The organism is Streptomyces colwelliae (assembly GCF_048158785.1).
Classification (GTDB): domain Bacteria; phylum Actinomycetota; class Actinomycetes; order Streptomycetales; family Streptomycetaceae; genus Streptomyces.
Map to the genome: position 1 here is coordinate 1 of NZ_JBLTJC010000200.1, position 18846 is coordinate 18846.

The window sequence follows — 18846 nt, forward strand, 5'->3', positions numbered from 1 at the left end:
CCGCCCCTTCAGGCTGTTCGTCAGTGGCGCCTGCACCCTGCTGCTGGCGTTCCTGGCCGCGATGACCCTGCCCGGCACCGCCAGTGCCGACACGGTCGTCACCACGAACCAGACCGGCACCAACAACGGCTACTACTACTCGTTCTGGACCGACACCCAGGGGTCGGTCTCCATGAACCTCGGCTCCGCCGGCAACTACAGCACCACGTGGAGCAACACCGGCAACTTCGTCGCCGGCAAGGGCTGGAGCACCGGCGGTCGCCGCAGCGTGACGTACTCGGGGACCTTCAACCCGTCCGGCAACGCCTATCTGGCGCTGTACGGCTGGACGTCGAACCCGCTCGTCGAGTACTACATCGTCGACAACTGGGGCACCTACCGGCCCACGGGCACGTACATGGGCACCGTCACCAGCGACGGCGGCACGTACGACATCTACAAGACCACGCGCTACAACGCCCCTTCGGTGGAGGGCACGAAGACCTTCGACCAGTACTGGAGCGTCCGGCAGACCAAGCGCACCGGCGGCACCATCACCACCGGCAACCACTTCGACGCCTGGGCCCGCGCCGGAATGCCGCTGGGCAGCTTCAGCTACTACATGATCCTCGCGACCGAGGGCTACCAGAGCAGCGGCAACTCCAACATCACGGTGGGCGGCACCAGTTCGGGCGGCGGCAGCAGCGGTTGCACGGCGACCCTGTCGGCCGGCCAGCAGTGGAGCGACCGCTACAACCTCAACGTCTCGGTCTCCGGCTCCAGCGACTGGACCGTGACGATGAACGTCCCGTCCCCCGCGAAAGTCCTCTCCACCTGGAACATCGCGGCCTCCTACCCCAGTTCGCAGGTGCTGACCGCCAAACCCAACGGCACCGGCAACAGTTGGGGCGCCACCATCCAGGCGAACGGCAACTGGACCTGGCCCACGGTCTCCTGCACGGCGAGCTGACCGCCACCCCAACTCCCAAGGCTGGAGGACCACTTCACATGAGATCCGCACCGAACTTCTCGTTACGTTCCCTACGGCCCCTGGTCGCCAGGCTGGCCGTCGTCGCCCTGGCCGCCGCGGGCACCCTCGCCGTCGGCACGGCGGCTCCGGCGCAGGCCGCCACCTGCGGCGGGTACGTCGGGCTCACCTTCGACGACGGCCCGTCCGGCAGCACACCGGCCCTGCTCAACGCCCTGAAGCAGAACGGTCTTCGGGCCACGATGTTCAACGAGGGCCAGTACGCGGCCGCGTACCCGGCACAGGTGAAGGCCCAGGTCGACGCCGGTATGTGGGTCGGCAACCACAGCTACACCCACCCGCACCTCACCCAGCAGACCCAGGCGACCATCGACTCGGAGATCTCCCGGACCCAGCAGGCCATAGCGGCCGCGGGCGGCGGCACGCCCAAGCTCTTCCGCCCGCCGTACGGCGAGACCAACGCGACCGTGAAGGCCGTAGAGGCCAAGTACGGTCTGAGGGAGATCATTTGGGACGTCGACTCGCAGGACTGGAACAGCGCGAGCACCGACGCGATCGTCCAGGCGGCCGCCCGGCTCACCAACGGCCAGATCATCCTCATGCACGACTGGCCCGCCAACACGGTCGCGGCGATCCCCCGCATCGCCCAGGGCCTGGCCGCCCGCAACCTCTGCGCCGGAATGATCTCCCCGACGACGGGCCGCGCCGTGGCCCCCGACAGCGGCGGCAACGGCGGTGGGAACACCGGCAGTTGTACGGCGACCCTGTCGGCCGGTCAGCAGTGGAGCGACCGCTACAACCTCAACGTCACGGTGAGCGGCTCCAGCACCTGGACCGTGACGATGAACGTCCCGTCCCCCGCGAAGGTCCTCGCGACCTGGAACATCGCGGCCACGTACCCCAGTTCACAGATACTGACCGCCAAACCCAACGGCAGCGGCAACAGCTGGGGCGCCACCATCCAGACGAACGGGAACTGGAGCTGGCCTGCGGTTTCTTGTTCGGCGACCTGACTCCGGCGAGACCTGTTTCGCCATGCCATACCTGCGGCGCGGCGGCCCCTGCTGCCGCGCCGCAGCCGCCCTGGCTCAGTGGAGTGAGGGAGTCACACAGCCGCGAGACTCGAGGTCGTGCTGATCAGCTCCCGCAACCTTGCGCGTGTCTCCGCGTCGGTCGAGTACACCACCGTGCCGATCATTCCCCGTGTCAGCAGCACCTTGTACGTGTTGCGGATCAGCCGGTCCACGTCCGCGTCCGGTGTCGACTTCTTGAAGACCGGATCCTTGGACGCCGTACGGTCGGTGACCCAGCGGTCGTCGCGCCACACCAGGTCGGGGCCGATGATGACGCCACTCCAGTCGTACTCGAAGCCCTGCGCCGTGTACACGCAGCCCACTTGTCCGAAACCGGCCGGATCGGTTGCCCACAGGGCGGCCGGAGGCGCGCCCCCGACGGCCCGGTCGCCGAAGACGTTCCAGGGCCGTTCCCATTCCCCGATGACGACGTCCGCCGGCAGCGCCTGCCCGGGCGGCACCTTCTTGGTCCACTTCCAGCAGTAGCCCGCGGACATGCGTGCGCTGTACTTCTGCGAGCGACGGTCGTCGAGGAAGGTCTCCATCTCCTCCGGGCTGTCCGCGAGCATGAGCCGCATCCTGCCGTCGGGCTCCCACGCCACAGGACCACCCGGCTCCAGCCCCAACAGCCGTACCACCCAACGGAGATACGCGTCACTGCCACCGCACCGGAACTGGCTGTCCAGCGGTACCACGTGACAGCGGAGCCCCTTCTTCGCGGCGGCCGCCTCGATCTCCGGGACCGTGCCCATCTCGCCGGGCCGGACGACCTGATGTTCGTCCAGCAGGAACACCGGGACGCGCGCCGCGTCGATGAGCTCCTCGACCTGTGCTTTGCCGGTGCGGTTGGACGCGGCGGTGTAGCGGTTGGCCGACGTCTCCCGCATGCGGTGGGCCTCGTCGCAGATCAGGACGTCGAGGCTGTTGCGCTCGGCGGCCATGAAGCTGTTGAAGTACTTGAAGAGATCCTGCACCTCGCGCTTTCGAGCGCCCGCGACTTTGCGCATCGTCGTCGTGAACGAACTGGAGCCCGTCGCGTGCAGCGCGGTGATGCCCTGCCGGTACAACTCACCGAGGAGCGACAGCGCGATGACGCTCTTGCCGGTACCGGGCCCGCCGGTGACGATCACGACCTCCTTGTGGTCGGACTGCTTGGCGCGGCGGACGGCATTGAGGACGGTGCGGTACGCGACCTGTTGCTCATCCAGCAACACGAACTGCTCGCGTTCACGCACCTCTTGGGCGGCCACGGCCATGAGCTGCTTGGACGGACCGATCTTCCCGTCGAGGAGTTCGTCAGCGGCCGAAGCGCCGGACTCGGCACCCAGCCTCGAACGCAGGAAGTCGATGAACTCCCCGCGTCGCGCGCCGATGAAGAGCTGACCGTACTGGTCCTGCTCGGCTTCGAAGAGCCCGCTGACGCCGAACTGGGTGGCATTGTGCAGATACGCGGCGCCGCTGACGCTCTCCGGGTTCTCGGCCAGCGCTCCGTTGAAGGAGACGAGGTACTCGCAGTAGCCGCGTACCTGGTCGACGGGGTTCAGCACGGCCCGCGGGTATGCGTCGATGCGGCACAGCGACGGATCCTCGTCATCCGGTTCGGCGCTGCTCCACTGCTTCAGCTCCACGACGACGTACGACGCCAGACCGGTCTCGGGGTGCACTCCGGCCAGCACGGCATCGGCCCGCTTGCTGTTCAGCGGCAGCCCGTACTCCAGGAGCATCTCCACCTGCCCGAGCCCCGCGTCGTTGAGCGCGCTCGCGAGTACGGGGATGCTCCGCTCCCACGAACGGACCTCGGACGAACTGGGCTTATGGCCGTGCACGTGCGCGAACTGCTCCGTCAGGCGGAAGAAGAGAGCACCGGAATGGCACTCGGCGGCGACCGCGGCGGCGGAGTCGCGGAACAGCAAGGTATGCCCCCAGGCAGCACGAAGGAACTCGTGCGGGTGGGGGCATGTCCTCGGTGACTCCGTCAGGCGGAGCGGAAGCCCGGCGGGCCGCAGTTACGACGGGATCAAGGCTACCTGTCACGTCTGCTGTAGTCGGGTGGCAGCTGGGATCCTTCAGCGGTGAGCTTCGGCTGGGCGCCGTCGTACTGCTGCATGCCGATGGTGCCCGGGATGAGCCTGCGCAGTTCGTTGTGGGTTTCCGGGTCGACCGCGTAGACCACGGTGCCGACGACACCGCGGGTGAGGAGCACGTGGTAGGCGTTACGGATGCACCGGTCGACGATCGCGTCGTCGAACGGGCCGCGGAAGGCGGGGTCGCTGGAAGCGCTCCGGGCCACGGTGAACTTCCCGTTCCGGAACAGCAGGTCGGGGCCGATGATGACGGCGTTCCAGTCGTACTCGAAGGTCTGTGCCGTGTAGACGCAGCCGATCTGGTCGATGCCGCGGCGATCGGTCGACCACAGATCCGACTTCGGCGCGTGCGGAACGCTGTGCTGCGGCTTCACGTTCCACGGTCGGCGCCAGTCGCCGATGACCACGTCGTCGACGAGCCGATTCCCGTCCGGGTTGCTCCACGGCCAGCAGAAACCCGCGGTGATGCGCGCTGTGGCTCCCTCGAGGTCACGTTCCCGGATGAACCGCTCCATCTGCTCGGGGCCGTCGGCTACCACGAGCGTCATCCGCCCGTCCGGTCGCCAGGCCACCGGGTCGGAGTCGTCGAACCCCAGCAACTGCTGGACCCAGCGCTGGTACAGCTTGCTGCCGCCCGCCCGGAACGTTCCCTCCAGGTCGGTCACTTCGACCACACAACCGCTGTCCTCGGCCAACTCCTTGAGATAGCCGGCCGTGCCCACCTCGTCCGGGCGGATCGACTGATGGTCGTCGAGCAGGAAGATCGGTACCTTGGCGGCCCTGATCAACTCGGTGGCCTGCGGCCGGTCGTCGTCACGGAGCTCCTTCGGCGTCCAGCGGTCCGTCGAGTTGCGCCGCATGCGGTGCGCCTCGTCGCAGATCAGGACGTCGAGGCCGTCCGGCGGGCTGTCGGCGAAGCTGTTGAAGTACTGGTACAGCTTGAGGGCCGAGCGACTCTTGTCCGTCAGCTGTCCTTGGCGGGCCGTACCGATCATGATGTCGCGCAGGGTCTCCGTGTACGCGTGGGATCCGCTGGCCAGCACCGTCTCGCGGCCCTTGAGCCCCAGCGCCCGCTGCAACTCGAGGGCCACGGCGCTCTTACCGCTGCCAGGACCGCCCCGCAGGATGTAAACGCGTTTGCCGCCTGACGCGGGGGCAGGACTGTGGGCGGTGTCGGGGTCGTAGAACAGCCCGACGTCGAAGCCGGTGAAGGGCGCGGTCTTCTCCAGGTGGCGGGTGATCAGGTCGAACGCGAGATACTGCTCGTCAAGGAGTATGAGACCGCCTCCGACGACGGACCGTTGCCGGGCCACATCGGTGACCTTGAGCAGCGGGTCCTTGCGGGCCTGGTCCAGTGCCAGCGCGGCCTGCTTCCCGGACGTGGGGGCGAACTTCGAGGTGAGGACCCGCCGGAACCGGTCCAGGTCGTCGAGGGTGTACAGAAACCCGTGGTCGCTCTCGGGCAGAGCGAACAGTGCCTCCACGTCCGCGTCCCGCGCGTTGTGGAGCAGCGCCACCCCCGTCAACCGGTCGGCGCTCTCCCGGAGGTGGGGAAGGTAGCGGACCATGTACTCGCAATAGCGCTGGACCTGTCGCACCGGATGCAGCTTGTTCTTCGTGTCGCCGAACCCGAGATCTACGGCGATCGGACACCGGGGGTCGACAGTGGCGTGCCGTACCTGCTTCAGCTCGACCGCGAGGTACGAGTCCGCCCCCGTGCCGGGTTGCCGGCCGCACAGCACCAGGTCGACCGCGGAGTTGGTGTGCGGCAGGTCGACCTCGACCTGCACCTCGACCTCGCCGAGACCACTGTCCAGCAGCGCCTTGACCACCACGGGGATGCTGTTGTTCCAGGAGGCGATGTCGCCGGAAGTGGCCCTTCGTCCCTTGACCTCGCAGTGCTTCTCGATCAGTCGCTCGGTGAGCGGAAGACGCACCGATCCGGCCTGAGCGACGATGAGTCGACCGAGCTCGTCGGCGGACAGTTGCAGAAGCACGAAGGTTCCCCAGGCACGAGATGACTCGTGCGGGTGGGGGCATGTCCTTCGTGGCTCCACCGAAGCGAAGCGGAAGCCCGTCGGGCCGCAATGACAGTCCGTAGATTAACCCGGGCCGCGGCGGAGTGAGGGCGGGCCCCGGAGGCCCGCCCCGCCACCCCGGCTCAGCCGAGGTGGTGCACCACAGCCTGCGCCAGCGCCCACATCAGGTTCGAGCCGAGGCTCGCCGTGATGCCCACCAGGACATCACGGACCCAGGTGCGGTGCTTGGGCGTGTACTCGACGGCAGCCATTGGAATGCGTCCCCTTCGGTCGTGACCGGTGACGGATGCCGGATGGCTCCCGCCGGGAGCGCACCAGGGGCTTCGTCACCGAACCAAAGGGGCCTACGTCTCCGCAGGTCACGTCGCGTACATCCTCCGGGAGGACACGCGGTGCGGGACAACGCTAGCTCATGTCCGGGTGCCCGGAGCAAGGAGTTAAAGCGCAGAAGACGCCGTCAGGCCGGCGCCCTACCCGGCAACCCCGGGCAACGAGATCCCCGCCTCGGCCAGCAACTCCCGTTCCCCAGCCGTGAACGTCGGCCCGTTCAGCTGTGGTCGCAGTGGGCCGATCAGTGCCGCCGCGAGGACGCTTGGCCGGAGGAGGGCCGTGCCCGGGGACTGGAGGGTCAGGACCTCCGTCATCGCGGTGGCCACGTGGTACGAGCCCGTGGCGGTGTGGGAGAGGCGGCTGACGTAGCGCTGGAGGAGGCGGTCGGCCGGGCCCGCGTTCCTGCCCGTCGTCGTGCTGTAGTGGATGTCCTGGCTCACGGCGAGGCTCCAGGCGAGTTCGACGGGGCGCGCGATGGCCCGTTGTGCCGTGCGGGAGAGGCCGTTGGTGAGGCCGTGGGAGGAGAGCTGGGTGCGCAGGGCTACTGCGCCGAGGGCCGCCACCGACATGCCGTGGCCGTACACCGGGTTGAACGCGGCGACCGAGTCGCCCAGTGCGACCAGGCCTTCGGGCCAGGACTTCAGACGCTCGTAGTAGTGGCGGCGGTTGACCGTGCTGTGGGTGAGGGCGACGTCGGTGAGGGGCTCGGCGTGGGCCAGGAGGTCGGCGACGATCGGGTGGCGGAGTGTGCGGGCGTAGGGCTCGAACTCGGCTGCCTCACGGGAGGGTTGGGCGCCGGGGGTGCCGATCAGGCTGACGTGCCAGCGGCCGTCCTCGATCGGGACGATGCCGCCCGTGCGGCCGGGTTCGCCGCTCCGGGGGTCGGCCTGGACGCTGATCACGGGCCAGTTGTGGGTGGGGACCGGGGCGCGGTAGATACGGCTGGCGTACGCGATGCCGGAGTCGATGCGGTCCTGGGCCGGGCCCTGGATGCCCAACTCGGCCAGCCAGCGCGGAGTGCGTGACGCCTTTCCGGAGGCGTCGACGACCAGGTCCGCGGTCAGCTCGGTCTCGGTGCCGTCCGCCGCGCGCAGCCGTACTCCGGTGACGCGACGCGAACTCCCCAGCAGGGCGGTGACTTTGGTGTGCGGGCGCACGCTGACGCGCGGGTCCTTCAACACCTGCCCGCGGACGACGGAGTCCGTGAGGTCGCGGCTCGCGGTGATCAGGTAGTGGCTGTCCCGTGCCCAGCGGCGGTACCAGCCCTCGGGCGAGTGGATCAGCATGTTCGTCGTCATGGGGACCCGGTTGGCGCCCGCGCCCAGCAACTCCTTGACCGTGCCCGGCAGCAGGTCCTCGATCGCGTTCGCGCCACCCGACAACAGGACGTGGAAATGCGCCGCTTGGGGAACACCCGGGCGTGCCTCGGGCCCTTCGAGCACGTCGTGCGCCTCGATGATCTCGACGGAGTCGACATGGTCCCTTACGGCGGCTGCGGCGAGCATGCCGGCGAGACTGCCGCCGACGACGACGGCACGGGTGGGCATTCGGGACACCCGGGGCGGCCGCTGCGGCGATTCACTCATGAGGGGAAGATAACAAGCCCAATTGGCGCACCACAGAGGGCAGTTGCTCCCCTTGTCCGGCTCTCTCGTCACGCGCCGTCGAGCAGCGAGGCGAGCCCCCGGTCGAGGGACGGCTCCAGCGCCTCCCGGCCCGGCTCGGTCACCCGGTACGTGCGGCGCAGGAAGTGGTGCAGGGCGACCGTGTCGAAGCGGATCATCGCTATGCCCTCCGGCGAGTGGAACTCAACTGCCGTGTGGGCGGGGCCGTATGGCCGGATGTGCACGTTGCCCATCCCGGCGGGCGTGGCGAGCCCCTCCTCCAGGAGTGCCCGCGCGAAGGTCCACGTCACCTTCTTGCCGTCGAGCGATATCCAGGCGGGGAACAGGAGTTGGACGGCGAAGGGGTCGCCGGAGGAGTAGCGGAGGGTGGCCGTCACGGCCAACTCCTGGTCGTCGTCGGCCAGCAGGCGGGCGCTGGTGGGCTGTTCCAGGGTGAGGTGGCGCATGGGCGGTCTCCGATTCGGGTGGGGCGGCGGCCGGTTGTGCCGACTCACCCTCCTTGAGCGCGCGGAGGGGTCTTTGATTACGCCGTTACGCAAGGCAATTCATGTGACCTGCATCACCTTGTGGAACGACTGCAACTTTAATTGAAAGTTTTGCCATCTAGGGTACAAACCCTTCCCCGCCCCCCTGGCAACTGGAGCGTTGCTGCCATGAACGACGGTCCCACCGCCGCGTACGCCCGGATCTACGAGGAGCAGCAGCCACGCCTCGTCGCCTACGCACGCTCGCTCACCCGCAACACCTGGGTCGCCGAAGACCTCGTCGCCGAGGCGCACTTCAGGGTGTGGCGCAGGCTGTCCGCCGGGCACGAGATCGAGAACGTACCGGCGTACCTCATGACGACGGTGAAGCACCTCGCCACGGCCGCGGGGAGCGCCGCACGCGAGACACCGCACGATCCGCAGACCGACGAACGGGCCGGCGCGGACCCTGTGCACGTCCAGGGCCACGGGAGCGACCCGGCCGAGCAGGTGTCCTCAACCGACCTGCTGGTACGGGTACTTGAGCAGTTGCCCGAGCGCTGGGTGAAGGCGCTGTGGCTGGCCGAGGCGGAGGGCCTGCCGCTGGCCGCGATCGGCCCCCAGCTCGGCACCAAGCAGGGCGCCACGGCCGTACTGCTGCACCGTGCGCGCGAGGGCATGCGGCAGGCGTTCCTGCGCGAGCAGACCGGCGCCCCGGACGATCCCGCGTGCCAGGTCCACTGGGCCCGTATGCCCGCGTACGTGCGCGGCGGCGCCACCGAGCGGCAGTCCGAACGGCTCCTCGGCCACGTCGACGCGTGCGACGACTGCCGCGCCCGCCTCGCGGCCCTGATGCGCGCCAACGACCGGCTGCCCGCACTCGTCGCACCGGCCCTGCTCGTGTTCGTCCTCGGCGGCACCGGCAAGTTCCTGCTCGCCGCGTTCGGAGCGGGTTCCGCGGGCGCCGCCGCGGCCGCCGGTGGTCATGGTGCCGGGTTCCTGCACGGCGTACGGCACGTGGCAGTCGGCGCTTCCAAGACGCAGATGGCGGCCGCCGTCGGTACGGCCGTGGCGGGCGCCGTCGCGGTCTGCGTCCTCCTCGGCGGCACCGACGCCACGGAGATCCCGGTCGCGAAGGGCCCGGTGGCCGAAGTCCCGGTCACCCAGGCACCGGTGGCCTCCCAGCCGCGCACGGGGAAGCCCTCGAAGACAAAGGGCGACCGCGGTGGTTCTACGGCACCTGCGGCGGACGGGTCCATAAGTGACCTGCCTCCGGCCGTACTTGGCGGCACCGGAGGCAGGTCGAGCGTGACACCGGTGGGAGGGGGCGGCGGAACTCCGGTTCCTACGGCGCCTGTTGAGCCGCCGCCGGTGACCACCGAGCCGGTTCCCGCTCCGCCGGTGACCACGGAACCGGAGCCGGAGCCGACGCCCACACCGCCGGTGACCGCGAAGCCGGATCCCGAGCCGCCGGTCGTCACGGAACCCACGCCCACCGACCCGACGCCCGTCGACCCGACGCCCACGGAGCCAACTCCCGTGCCGCCCAAGACCGATGACCCGAAGCCGGACCCCGTCACCACCCCGGATCCCACGACCCCGTCCGAACCCTCGACGTCACCCACACCCGAACCGTCCACCCCGGCCGGCGACCAGCCCTGTGCGGACGGGGGCGGAGCCGGAGGCCGGGACGGGGACCGGGGCGGAGAGCAGGGTGGATCAGCCGATGGCGTAGGCGCGGTAGACGGTCTCCACTGACGTGCCGCCGGCGGAGTCGGTCACCTGGGAGCGCAAGGCGACCGCGCCGGAGGCCGGGTTGTGCACGGAGGCCTTCCAGGACGTGCCGGAGCGGGTGACGGAGGCGGCCTTCCAGGTCTTGCCGCCGTCCGAAGACGCCCAGACCTTCAGGGACTTGACCGTCGACTTGGTGAACTTGACGTCGGGGCCCTGGGATCCGCGGCCCGCACCGACCGTGACCGAGGTGGTGCTGTTCGCCTTCGCCCGGTTGCGGCTGTCGAGACCGGCGGGCAGGAAGCGGGTCATGAAGACGGGGGCGACGACCGACTTGGCGGGGTCGGCCTTGAACCGCCAGTCCAGGGTGACGCGCGACGACAGCATGCCGGACGGGAAGGTGATGCCCGGGCGGTAGCGGTGGGCGTCCACGGTCAGCCGGTACGTGCCGGCCGAGTGGATGCGGGCGGTGAAGTCGGCGTCGCCGTCACCCCAGTTGGTCAGGGTCTGTTTCTTGACGGTGGTGCTCCCCTTGTACAGGACCACCGTCTCCTTAGTCGGGTCGGTGCCGCTCGTGCCCACGTCGGGGTCGCCGATCAGCGCGTCCGGGATGAACTCCACGGACTTCTGCCGGACATGGGGCAGATAGTGCAGCGGACTCCACACGGCACGCCCGAAGGACTGGGTGAAACTCTGCCCCGCCGCCAGCGTCCGCACCGCCGGGAAACCGCCGCCGATGTGGTCGCCGTCGTTCGCGAAGATGTCGTCGCGCGACTGCCAACTCCCGGGCGTCACATGGGCGGTGGCGGTGTAGGGCGCGTTGTCGTCGCGCACCTGCGCCATCAGGTCGGTCGTGCAGTTGTCGGTCTTGGGCGTGGCCTGGAGCGCGACGTCGTGCTGGTTCGCCATCTGCGTCCCGCCGCGCACGGAGAAGCGCATCGTCGCCAGCTTCGACCGCTTGAACGCCCCTCCGGGCGCGGCCGGGATGCCGGTCGTGTTCTTCACCGCGACATAGCTGTCGTTCCCCGACCACTGCGCCAGGTACCCGAACTGGAGCAGCTTGGAGGAGTTGGGGATGGCGTAGAGGGACCCGGCGTAGTTCCAGCCGCCCGCGCTGAAGGCGGAGGGCATGCCGGTGCCGGCGGCGCACACCTGCGCGCTGATCCGGGCCGGCTCGGTCACATCGGCCGGGGTGTCGAGGGACACCTTGACCGTCTTGCCCTTACGGGCGTCCAGCGTCAGGGACTTGGCCCCCGACACCGTCACGACCTGCGCGCCGATGGTGTCGGTGCCCAGACCGTCGGTGGCGCTCTCGTAGATGTCGGTCATCGCGAGATACCTGCCCGCCGGCAGGCTCAGCCGCTTGCCCGACTTGACGGTTCGCGTCTCACCCGACGACGCGTTGACGACGGTCACCGTCGTCGCCACCTTCGCGCCGTGCCGCCCCAGCGTGGTGACGGTCAACGAGCCCGACGCCGCCTGCGCGGACGCGGCGGGCACGAGCAACGGCCCCGCGAGCGCGGCCACACCGACGAACGCGAGCGATGCGAGCGGTGTGCGTCTTGTCCGTCGTACGGACAAGCTTCCCCCTGTGGACATGGTTCCCCTCCGAGCCCCGAACCCTGAATCCCAACCCCCCGAAACCGGCTCATCGTAGCTGTGTCGCGGGCGAGTTCGATCACCGCCCCGCCACCAGGCGGCAGGCCTCCACGTACGCCCGGACCAGCGGCCGCACACCGTTCTCGCGCCGCCAGGCGAGGGCGTAACGGCTCGGCGAAACGCCGTGCACCGGGCGGGTGACGACACCGCCGAGGGTGATCAGACGGGCGTTGCCCGTGGCCACCAGGCAGACGCCCAGACCGGCGGACAGCGCCTCGTACGTCTCCTCCGTGCTCGCGATCTCCGCGCCGATGCGCGGTAGTTGGCCGCCTCGTTCGTCGAGGGCGAGCCAGTGGTCGCGCAGGGGGCCCGCGTCGGGCGGCAGGGCGAGGAACGGCTCGTCGACGAGGTCCGCGAAGTCGACCTCGGCGCGGGCGGCCAGCGGATGCGAGTCCGGAAGCGCGACCAGGCGGGGTTCCTCGGCGACCACCGTCCAGCCGTAACGCTCCGCGTCGGGCAGCGGCAGCCAGACGAACGCCACGTCCGCGTCGCCGTCCGCGAGACCGGCCGTCGGGTCGTCCCAACTGACCTGCCGCAGCCGTACGGTGGCCTCCGGACGCGCCGCCGTGAAGCGCGAGCGGATCGCGGGCAGCAGGCCGCCCCGGCCGGGGCTGGTGCTCATGCCGACCACCAGGGTGCCGCGTTCGGCCGCGTCGACCTCCGCCAGCGCGGACGCGCCCTCCGCCCAGACGGCCAGGACCCGCTCGGCGTACGGCAGTAGGGCCGCGCCCGCCGGGGTGAGCGCGACGCCCTGCCGGTCGCGGTGGAACAACTCGGCGCCCAACTGCCTCTCCAGCGCCCGGATCTGCTTGCTGAGGGCGGGCTGCGAGACGTACAGCCTCTCGGCCGCGCGCGTGAAGTGGAGCTCCTCGGCGACCGCGACGAAGTAACGCAGGTCCCGTACGTGGACGTCGGTCGTCATGGCCAACGGTTATCAGGGCGGGTCTTGGACGGGCAACCGGCTTTCCCCGCAGGGTGGTTGGTGACGGAAGCACGTGAACTCACCGCGAACCCTGGAGTCTTCATGAACAAGGTGTGGCTGGTCACCGGCGCGAGCAGCGGGTTCGGGCGGGCGATCGCCGAGGCCGCGCTCGCCGCAGGTGACGTGGTCGTGGGTGCGGCCCGGCGGACCGAGGGGCTGGACGATCTCGTCGCCGCCCGGCCCGACCAGATGGAGACGCTGCGTCTGGACGTCACCGACACCGGGGCCGCCGAGGCAGCCGTACGGGATGTGGTGGCGCGGCACGGGCGGATCGACGTGCTCGTCAACAACGCGGGCCGTACGCATGTCGGTGCCTTCGAGGAGACCACCGAGCGGGAGTTGCGGGACCTGTTCGACCTGCATGTCTTCGGGCCGGCGGCCCTCACGCGCGCGGTGCTGCCGTTCATGCGGGAGCGGCGCTCCGGGGCGATCGTGCAGATGAGCAGCATGGGCGGGCAGATGTCCTTCGCGGGCTTCTCGGCGTACAGCGGAACGAAGTTCGCCCTGGAAGGACTGTCCGAGGGGCTCGCGGACGAGGTCGCCGAGTACGGCATCAAGGTGCTGATCGTCGAGCCGGGCGCCTTCCGGACCGCGCTGTTCGACACGAGCCGGGCCGGGGTCAGCGCCGACAGCGGTGTGTACGCCAAGGTGAGCGCGACCCGCGGCGCCGTCGACGGCGGTGACGGCGTCCAGCCCGGCGACCCCGCGAAGGCGGCGGCCCTCATCCTCGCCGCCCTGGACGCCGAGGCCACCCCGCTGCACCTGCCGCTGGGTGACGACGCGGTTGACGCCGTGCTCGGGCACCTCGACCAGGTGCGCGGTGACATCGCGGCCTGGGAGAAGCGGACCCGGGCCACGGGGTTCGACGCCTGAGGGCGGGCTGAGAAGTCGGGCCCGCTCCCGTTGTCAGTGGCGCGTGCCACGATGGATGCACACCGGGACGAATGGGGAGCGGGGGGTGACATGGAGGGCGAGTTTCCGCGGGCCGGGCGGCGGGCCAGGGAGCTGTGTGCGCGGGGCACGCGGCTCTACGACGTGGCGCGCGCCCTGCGTGAGGACCACACCCGCGCCCTCGACACCGTCCGCTCCGCGCTGGAGCCGCTGCGGGCCGAACTCGTCGCGCAGGAGCTGGAGTCCATCCCCGTCGCCCGCCTGAAGGACGTCACCGAGGGGCGGCTGCGGCTCGGGGCCGTGGAGGCGGCGGGACTGACCTCCGTGCGCGCGGTGCACGAGGCGAGCCGGTACGAGCTGCGGCAGCTGCCCGGCGTAGGACAGCAGACCGCCGACCGGGCCCTCGCGGCGGCCCGGCAGATCGCGCGGGCCGTCGCGGAGACCGTCTCCGTCCGCATCGACGTCGATCACCCGGAACCGCGCACCACCGCCCTGGTCATCGCCCTGCAACGACTCGTCGAGGCCGGACCCGAGCTGCGCCGCGCCCTGGACGCCGCGACCCGGCTCGACGAGCGGCTCGGCGCGCTGCTGCCCGTGGCCCGGCCCGCCAGCAGCAGGCTGCTGATGGCACTCGCCGGTCGGCGCAGGCGCGACGGCGCGCTCGCCGCGGTCGCCGAACTGCGCGAGCTGGTCGCCGACGCGGCCGCCAAGGACGTACGGCTGCTGATCGCCCAGGCCTCCACCGACCTGCTGCGCCCGCCGGTCTCCGACATCGAGGCGTGGGTCGACTTCGAGCTGCGCTCCGCCGAGTACTACAGCCAGCTCGCCGAGGTCGACGGGCAGCAGCCGGACCTCGCGGCGAGCGAGGGTTTCCTTCCGTCGGAGCTGGCCGAGCGCGTGCACGCGCAGCCGCTGGACGACACCCATCGCCGGGTCTCGCTGCGCGGATACCAGTCCTTCGGGGCGCGGTTCGCTCTCGCCCAACGCCGGGTCGTCCTCGGGGATGAGATGGGGCTCGGCAAGACCGTCCAGGCCATCGCCGCACTCGCCCATCTCGCGGCCGAGGGGCACAGCCACTTCCTGGTGGTCTGCCCGGCCAGCGTGCTGATCAACTGGACGCGCGAGATCGGCGCCCGCAGCACCCTGCGCGCGCTGCCCGTGCACGGGCCGGACCGGCTCGACGCCTACGGGGAGTGGAGTGAGCGCGGCGGGGTCGCGATCACCACCTTCGACACACTGCACACCTTGCCCGCGCCGGAAGCCGAGTCGTCGGCAGCCAAGTCTCCGAAGGCCATGTCTCCGAAGAGCAAGTCTCCGAAGAGCAAGGTGAAGGCCGAGAAGAGCAAGGTGAGGATCGAGAAGGACAAGGCGCCGACCGGCCCCACCCCGGGCATGCTCGTCGTGGACGAAGCCCACTACGTGAAGAACCCGGACACCCGCCGCACCAAGTCGGTCGCCCTGTGGACCGAGCGCTGCGACCGCGTCCTGTTCCTCACCGGCACGCCCATGGAGAACCACGTCGAGGAGTTCCGCACCCTCGTCCGCCACCTCCGCCCCGACCTGCTGCCGACCGTCCGCAACGGCACGGCGGCGGCCGGACCGCACGCCTTCCGCAAGTCCGTCGCCCCCGCCTATCTCCGCCGCAACCAGGAGGACGTGCTCACCGAACTGCCCGCCCTGGTCCAGGTCGACGAGTGGGTGGAACTCGGCGTCGCCGACCGCGAGGCGTACGACCGCGCGGTCGGCGACGGCAACTTCATGGCGATGCGCCGGGCCGCCTACGCCGACGCCGAGAAGTCCGCGAAACTGCAACGCCTGCGCGAGCTGGTCACCGAGGCCGCGGACAACGGCGTGAAGGTGGTGGTCTTCTCCTACTTCCGGGACGTGCTCGCCGCCGTGGAACAGGCCCTGGAGAAGGGGGTGTTCGGGCCCATCTCCGGAAGCGTCCCGGCCGCCCGCCGACAGCAGCTGGTCGACGACTTCACCCAGGCCCCCGGCCACGCCGTACTCCTCTCCCAGATCGAGGCGGGCGGAGTCGGCCTCAACCTCCAGGCCGCCTCCCTGGTCATCCTCTGCGAACCCCAGGTCAAGCCGACGGTGGAGCACCAGGCCGTGGCCCGCGTCCACCGCATGGGCCAGATACGCACGGTCCAGGTGCACCGCATGCTCGCCACCGACAGCGTGGACGACCGGCTCCTGACCATCCTCAAGAACAAGGACCGCCTCTTCGACCGGTTCGCCCGGCGCAGCGCCCTCGCGGACGCCACCCCGGACGCGATCGACATATCGGACGCGACGCTGGCCCGCACCATCGTGGAGGAGGAACAGCGGCGACTGGCCACGGAGGCCAACTGACCGTGCCCTCAGGGGCGTTCGGCCGTCACGAGCGCACGTCGAGTTCGGCGAGAGCGGCGCCCACACCGCCCCGCACGGTGACGCGGACGTACCGGGCGGCCGTGCCGTCCGGGGCGTGCCACGCGTGCCCGTCCGCCGAGACCTCGACCGTGTACGACTCCGGCTGCTTCGTCCACGTGGGGCGGACGGTCCCGACGCGCACCGGCCGCCCCAGGTCGACGGTGAGAGCGGCACGGTCGGTGGCCGGGGACCAGGCGGTCGCGGGGCTGCCGTCCACGGCCGCCTCCGGGTAGAGACCGGACTCCGAGGAGGTCGCCGTCGCCGGGCGGCAGCGGGCCAGGTCGGTGGTGGGGGTGAGGTCCGGGCGCCGGGTCCTGAGGGTGACCGTGCCGGAGAGGGTGCGGCGCCCCTCGGGAGTGTCCAGCGAGAAGGGCGCGCCCGTCCGCAGCCGTACGGTCGTCGTCTCCGGACCGATGGCGATGTCGTACGTACGACCGCGCCAGCGGAGCCCCGACAGGCGTACGCCCTGCGAGAGTTGGGGCGGCAGGGTCGGGTCGAGGTGGAGGGCGTCGGGGCGCAGGCGCAGTCCGGTCAGGCCGTGGGTGAAGACCTGGAGGAAGCCGCCCTTGCCGGTGAGGAAGTCCTGCGCGGGGGAGCCCGCGAGGGGGTCGGACGCGCCCGCCTTGTCGCCGCGCGACTCGGAGAAGAGGGCGAACGGCCCGCGCGCGAAGGGCTGGTAGGCCCGCCGCAGGAAGGTGTACGCGGCACAGCCCGGCTCGCCGATCGCCGCCGCGTCGATCGCGTGGACGGCGTCGGTCATGGCGGGGCCGTCCGGGTCGGTGCGCTGCGCGTAGTAGTCGAGGGTGGCGGCCGCGGCACCGGCCGGCATGGGCCACTCCAGCGGGTAGATCAGCAGCACGGTGTCGGCCTGCTTGATCTGGGAGCCGCCGTAGCCGTCGTACTGGAGGAAGATCCTGCGCTTCGGGTCGTAGGGGATGCGCAGGCGGTTCGCGACGGTGAGCCAGTCGGCGGGGGCGTCGGTGCCCAGGGCGTGGGCCGCGTCGGTCGCGGCGCGCAGCGCGGTGGCGGCGACGGCGTTGGTGTAGACGCCGTCGTCGACGCCGTTGCTGTACTCGTCGGGTCCGGCGACCTCCTTGACGGAGTACGAGCCGTCGGAGTTCTTCGTGGCCCGCGAAGTCCAGTACTGGGCAAGGCCGTTGAGGAGAGGCCAGCCGCGGGTGCGGAGCCAGGTGCGGTCGCCGGTGGCGAGGTAGTACTGCCAGGCGGCGAGGGCGATGTCGCCCTGGAGATGGTTCTGGGTGACGCAGTGCGGCGGCTGCCAGCTCTGGCACTCGCTCCACAGCCGGCCGTGACTCGCGCTCGTCCACGGGAAGAACAGGCCCTTCACCGCGGTCTTCGCGGCGTTCTCGGCGGCGGCCGTGCGGGTGCGGTAGCGGTATTCGAGCACCGGGCGGGCGAGGTCGGGACGGGTCGCGAGCAGCGAGGGGAACATCCAGGTCTCGGCGTCCCAGAAGACCATGCCGGCGTAGTTGTCGCTGGTCAGACCGGCGGGCGCGATGCTGTTCCGGGCACCGGGGCGCAGCGCGGACAACAGCCCGTACTGGGCGGAACGGGCCCAGAGTTGGAGGTCCGGATGCCCCGGAACCTCGATGTCGGACGACCACAACGCCCGCCACGCGGCGGTGTGCGAGGCGAGCAGCGCATCCCACCCGCGTCCTGCGGCCCGCCCGGCGGCGTCCTGGGCGGCGGAACGGGGATCGTGGGAGGTGAGGGAGGTGTCGACGCCGACGTACTTGGTGGCGGTGAAGGTACGACCGGAGCGGACGGGAAGGACGGTGGACTGACTGGCACTCAACTCACCCTGTTTACGGGGCTGTTGGGCACGCCGCCCGGGCGCATCCAGCACGGACGCGACGGCACCGTCGACACCCGTCCCCTCCGTGCGGAACGCCACGCCGATCGTGCGGTCGCCGACCCGGCCGCCGTCGGTCTGCGTGACACGGCGGGCGCCGCGGCCGTCGAGGCGGTCGGTGAGGGTGAGTTCGCCGTCCCAGTGCGGGGTCACGCGCAGGCGTACGGCGCCGGTGTGCGGGGTGTCGCGGGCGGCGAGGACGTCGTAGACGAGGTCGGTGCGGCGGTCGTCCGTGGTGGTCCAGGTCAGGGACGTACGGACGTACCCGCAGCGGAGGTTGAGGGTCTGGCGGTAGTGCGTGACCCGGCCGGTGTCGCTGCCGCCGTAGGTCTCGGCGCCCGCCGTGACGTCGAGGCCGGTCCAGTTCGGGAGCGCGGCGAGGGCCTCGCGGCCGGCCGTGTTCGCGGGGCCACGGGCGTAGAGGCCGGAGACGAACGCGCCGTCGTAGCGCGGGGTGTAGAGCGGCCAGCCGGTCTTCTCACCGGACGCGGCGTAGCCCGCGCCGGCGGGCGGCACGCGGGTACCGAGGTAGCCGTTGCCGACGTACGGGTGGTACGTGTCGGCCGGGTCGATCCGGGTGGCGGCCAGCACCGCGAACTGCGGGGAGGTGGTCTCCTCGGAGACCATGGTGTTCCACAGCAGATAGTGCGCCTGCTGCAGTCGCCGGGCGAGGTGCCCGGGATGGGTGGTGAGGTCCACCGCGGCCATGTGCC

General features: G+C 70.6%; 13 protein-coding genes. 5 read left to right on the top strand and 8 right to left on the bottom strand.

The genetic code is table 11. From position 1 onward, the window contains the following. Nucleotides 1-13 precede the first annotated feature (13 nt). Nucleotides 14-949: an endo-1,4-beta-xylanase XynA gene (gene xynA / locus ACNFOC_RS32895; RefSeq protein WP_416962702.1), complete on the top strand. Its 936-nt coding sequence runs from the start codon at nt 14-16 to the stop codon at nt 947-949. A 38-nt stretch (nt 950-987) separates the two neighbouring features. After that, nucleotides 988-1980 carry a polysaccharide deacetylase family protein gene (locus ACNFOC_RS32900; RefSeq protein ID WP_416962692.1) on the top strand — a complete coding sequence of 331 codons (993 nt, stop codon included), beginning with the start codon at nt 988-990 and terminating at the stop codon, nt 1978-1980. Nucleotides 1981-2072: 92 nt separating this feature from the next. Here ACNFOC_RS32900 and ACNFOC_RS32905 read toward each other — a convergent pair whose 3' ends face one another. The 5 genes from ACNFOC_RS32905 to ACNFOC_RS32925 form a co-directional block, all read right to left on the bottom strand. Further along, nucleotides 2073-3953 (bottom strand): DNA/RNA helicase domain-containing protein, encoded by a 1881-nt coding sequence (locus ACNFOC_RS32905; RefSeq protein WP_416962693.1) that lies wholly within the window; start codon nt 3951-3953, stop codon nt 2073-2075. Nucleotides 3954-4063: 110 nt separating this feature from the next. Continuing rightward, nucleotides 4064-6121 (bottom strand): DNA/RNA helicase domain-containing protein, encoded by a 2058-nt coding sequence (locus tag ACNFOC_RS32910; protein WP_416962694.1) that lies wholly within the window; start codon nt 6119-6121, stop codon nt 4064-4066. Between the two features lie 164 nt (nt 6122-6285). Further along, the gene (locus tag ACNFOC_RS32915; RefSeq protein ID WP_416962695.1) at nt 6286-6414 is read right to left on the bottom strand and encodes a DUF6408 family protein; all 129 of its coding nucleotides are present in this window, start codon (nt 6412-6414) and stop codon (nt 6286-6288) included. A 219-nt stretch (nt 6415-6633) separates the two neighbouring features. Beyond that, entirely contained in the window at nt 6634-8079 is a 1446-nt protein-coding gene (locus ACNFOC_RS32920; protein ID WP_416962696.1) for an NAD(P)/FAD-dependent oxidoreductase, read from the bottom strand. Nucleotides 8080-8147: 68 nt separating this feature from the next. After that, a complete protein-coding gene (locus tag ACNFOC_RS32925) occupies nt 8148-8564 on the bottom strand; it encodes an SsgA family sporulation/cell division regulator (RefSeq protein WP_416962697.1) in 417 nt (138 codons plus the stop codon). A gap of 207 nt (nt 8565-8771) precedes the next feature. On the opposite strand from ACNFOC_RS32925, the gene ACNFOC_RS32930 reads away from it, so the two are divergent. Continuing rightward, entirely contained in the window at nt 8772-10340 is a 1569-nt protein-coding gene (locus ACNFOC_RS32930) for a sigma-70 family RNA polymerase sigma factor (protein WP_416962698.1), read from the top strand. Here the strand turns inward: ACNFOC_RS32930 and ACNFOC_RS32935 are convergent. After that, nucleotides 10302-11912, bottom strand: a complete 1611-nt coding sequence (locus ACNFOC_RS32935) for a hypothetical protein (protein WP_416962699.1) — start codon at nt 11910-11912, stop codon at nt 10302-10304. The two genes, ACNFOC_RS32930 and ACNFOC_RS32935, sit on opposite strands and share 39 nt — an antisense overlap. A 79-nt stretch (nt 11913-11991) precedes the next feature. Continuing rightward, on the bottom strand, nt 11992-12894 hold the full coding sequence (locus ACNFOC_RS32940) for a LysR family transcriptional regulator (protein ID WP_416962700.1): 903 nt from the start codon (nt 12892-12894) through the stop codon (nt 11992-11994). A 102-nt stretch (nt 12895-12996) separates the two neighbouring features. On the opposite strand from ACNFOC_RS32940, the gene ACNFOC_RS32945 reads away from it, so the two are divergent. Further along, on the top strand, nt 12997-13827 hold the full coding sequence (locus tag ACNFOC_RS32945; RefSeq protein ID WP_416962703.1) for an oxidoreductase: 831 nt from the start codon (nt 12997-12999) through the stop codon (nt 13825-13827). Between the two features lie 90 nt (nt 13828-13917). Further along, nucleotides 13918-16200, top strand: coding sequence for a DEAD/DEAH box helicase (locus ACNFOC_RS32950; RefSeq protein WP_416962701.1), 2283 nt, complete (start codon nt 13918-13920; stop codon nt 16198-16200). A 25-nt stretch (nt 16201-16225) separates the two neighbouring features. On the opposite strand, the gene ACNFOC_RS32955 is transcribed toward ACNFOC_RS32950, so the two are convergent. Then, on the bottom strand, nt 16226-18760 hold the full coding sequence (locus tag ACNFOC_RS32955) for a discoidin domain-containing protein (RefSeq protein ID WP_416962704.1): 2535 nt from the start codon (nt 18758-18760) through the stop codon (nt 16226-16228). Nucleotides 18761-18846 lie beyond the last annotated feature (86 nt).

Coding starts and splice junctions, on each gene's coding strand:
- ACNFOC_RS32900 (WP_416962692.1), top strand. CDS start 988: ATGAGATCCGCACCGAACTTCTCGTTACGTTCCCTACGGCCCCTGGTC.
- ACNFOC_RS32915 (WP_416962695.1), bottom strand. CDS start 6,414: ATGGCTGCCGTCGAGTACACGCCCAAGCACCGCACCTGGGTCCGTGAT.
- ACNFOC_RS32920 (WP_416962696.1), bottom strand. CDS start 8,079: ATGAGTGAATCGCCGCAGCGGCCGCCCCGGGTGTCCCGAATGCCCACC.
- ACNFOC_RS32925 (WP_416962697.1), bottom strand. CDS start 8,564: ATGCGCCACCTCACCCTGGAACAGCCCACCAGCGCCCGCCTGCTGGCC.
- ACNFOC_RS32930 (WP_416962698.1), top strand. CDS start 8,772: ATGAACGACGGTCCCACCGCCGCGTACGCCCGGATCTACGAGGAGCAG.
- ACNFOC_RS32935 (WP_416962699.1), bottom strand. CDS start 11,912: ATGTCCACAGGGGGAAGCTTGTCCGTACGACGGACAAGACGCACACCG.
- ACNFOC_RS32940 (WP_416962700.1), bottom strand. CDS start 12,894: ATGACGACCGACGTCCACGTACGGGACCTGCGTTACTTCGTCGCGGTC.
- ACNFOC_RS32945 (WP_416962703.1), top strand. CDS start 12,997: ATGAACAAGGTGTGGCTGGTCACCGGCGCGAGCAGCGGGTTCGGGCGG.
- ACNFOC_RS32950 (WP_416962701.1), top strand. CDS start 13,918: ATGGAGGGCGAGTTTCCGCGGGCCGGGCGGCGGGCCAGGGAGCTGTGT.
- ACNFOC_RS32955 (WP_416962704.1), bottom strand. CDS start 18,760: ATGGTCTCCGAGGAGACCACCTCCCCGCAGTTCGCGGTGCTGGCCGCC.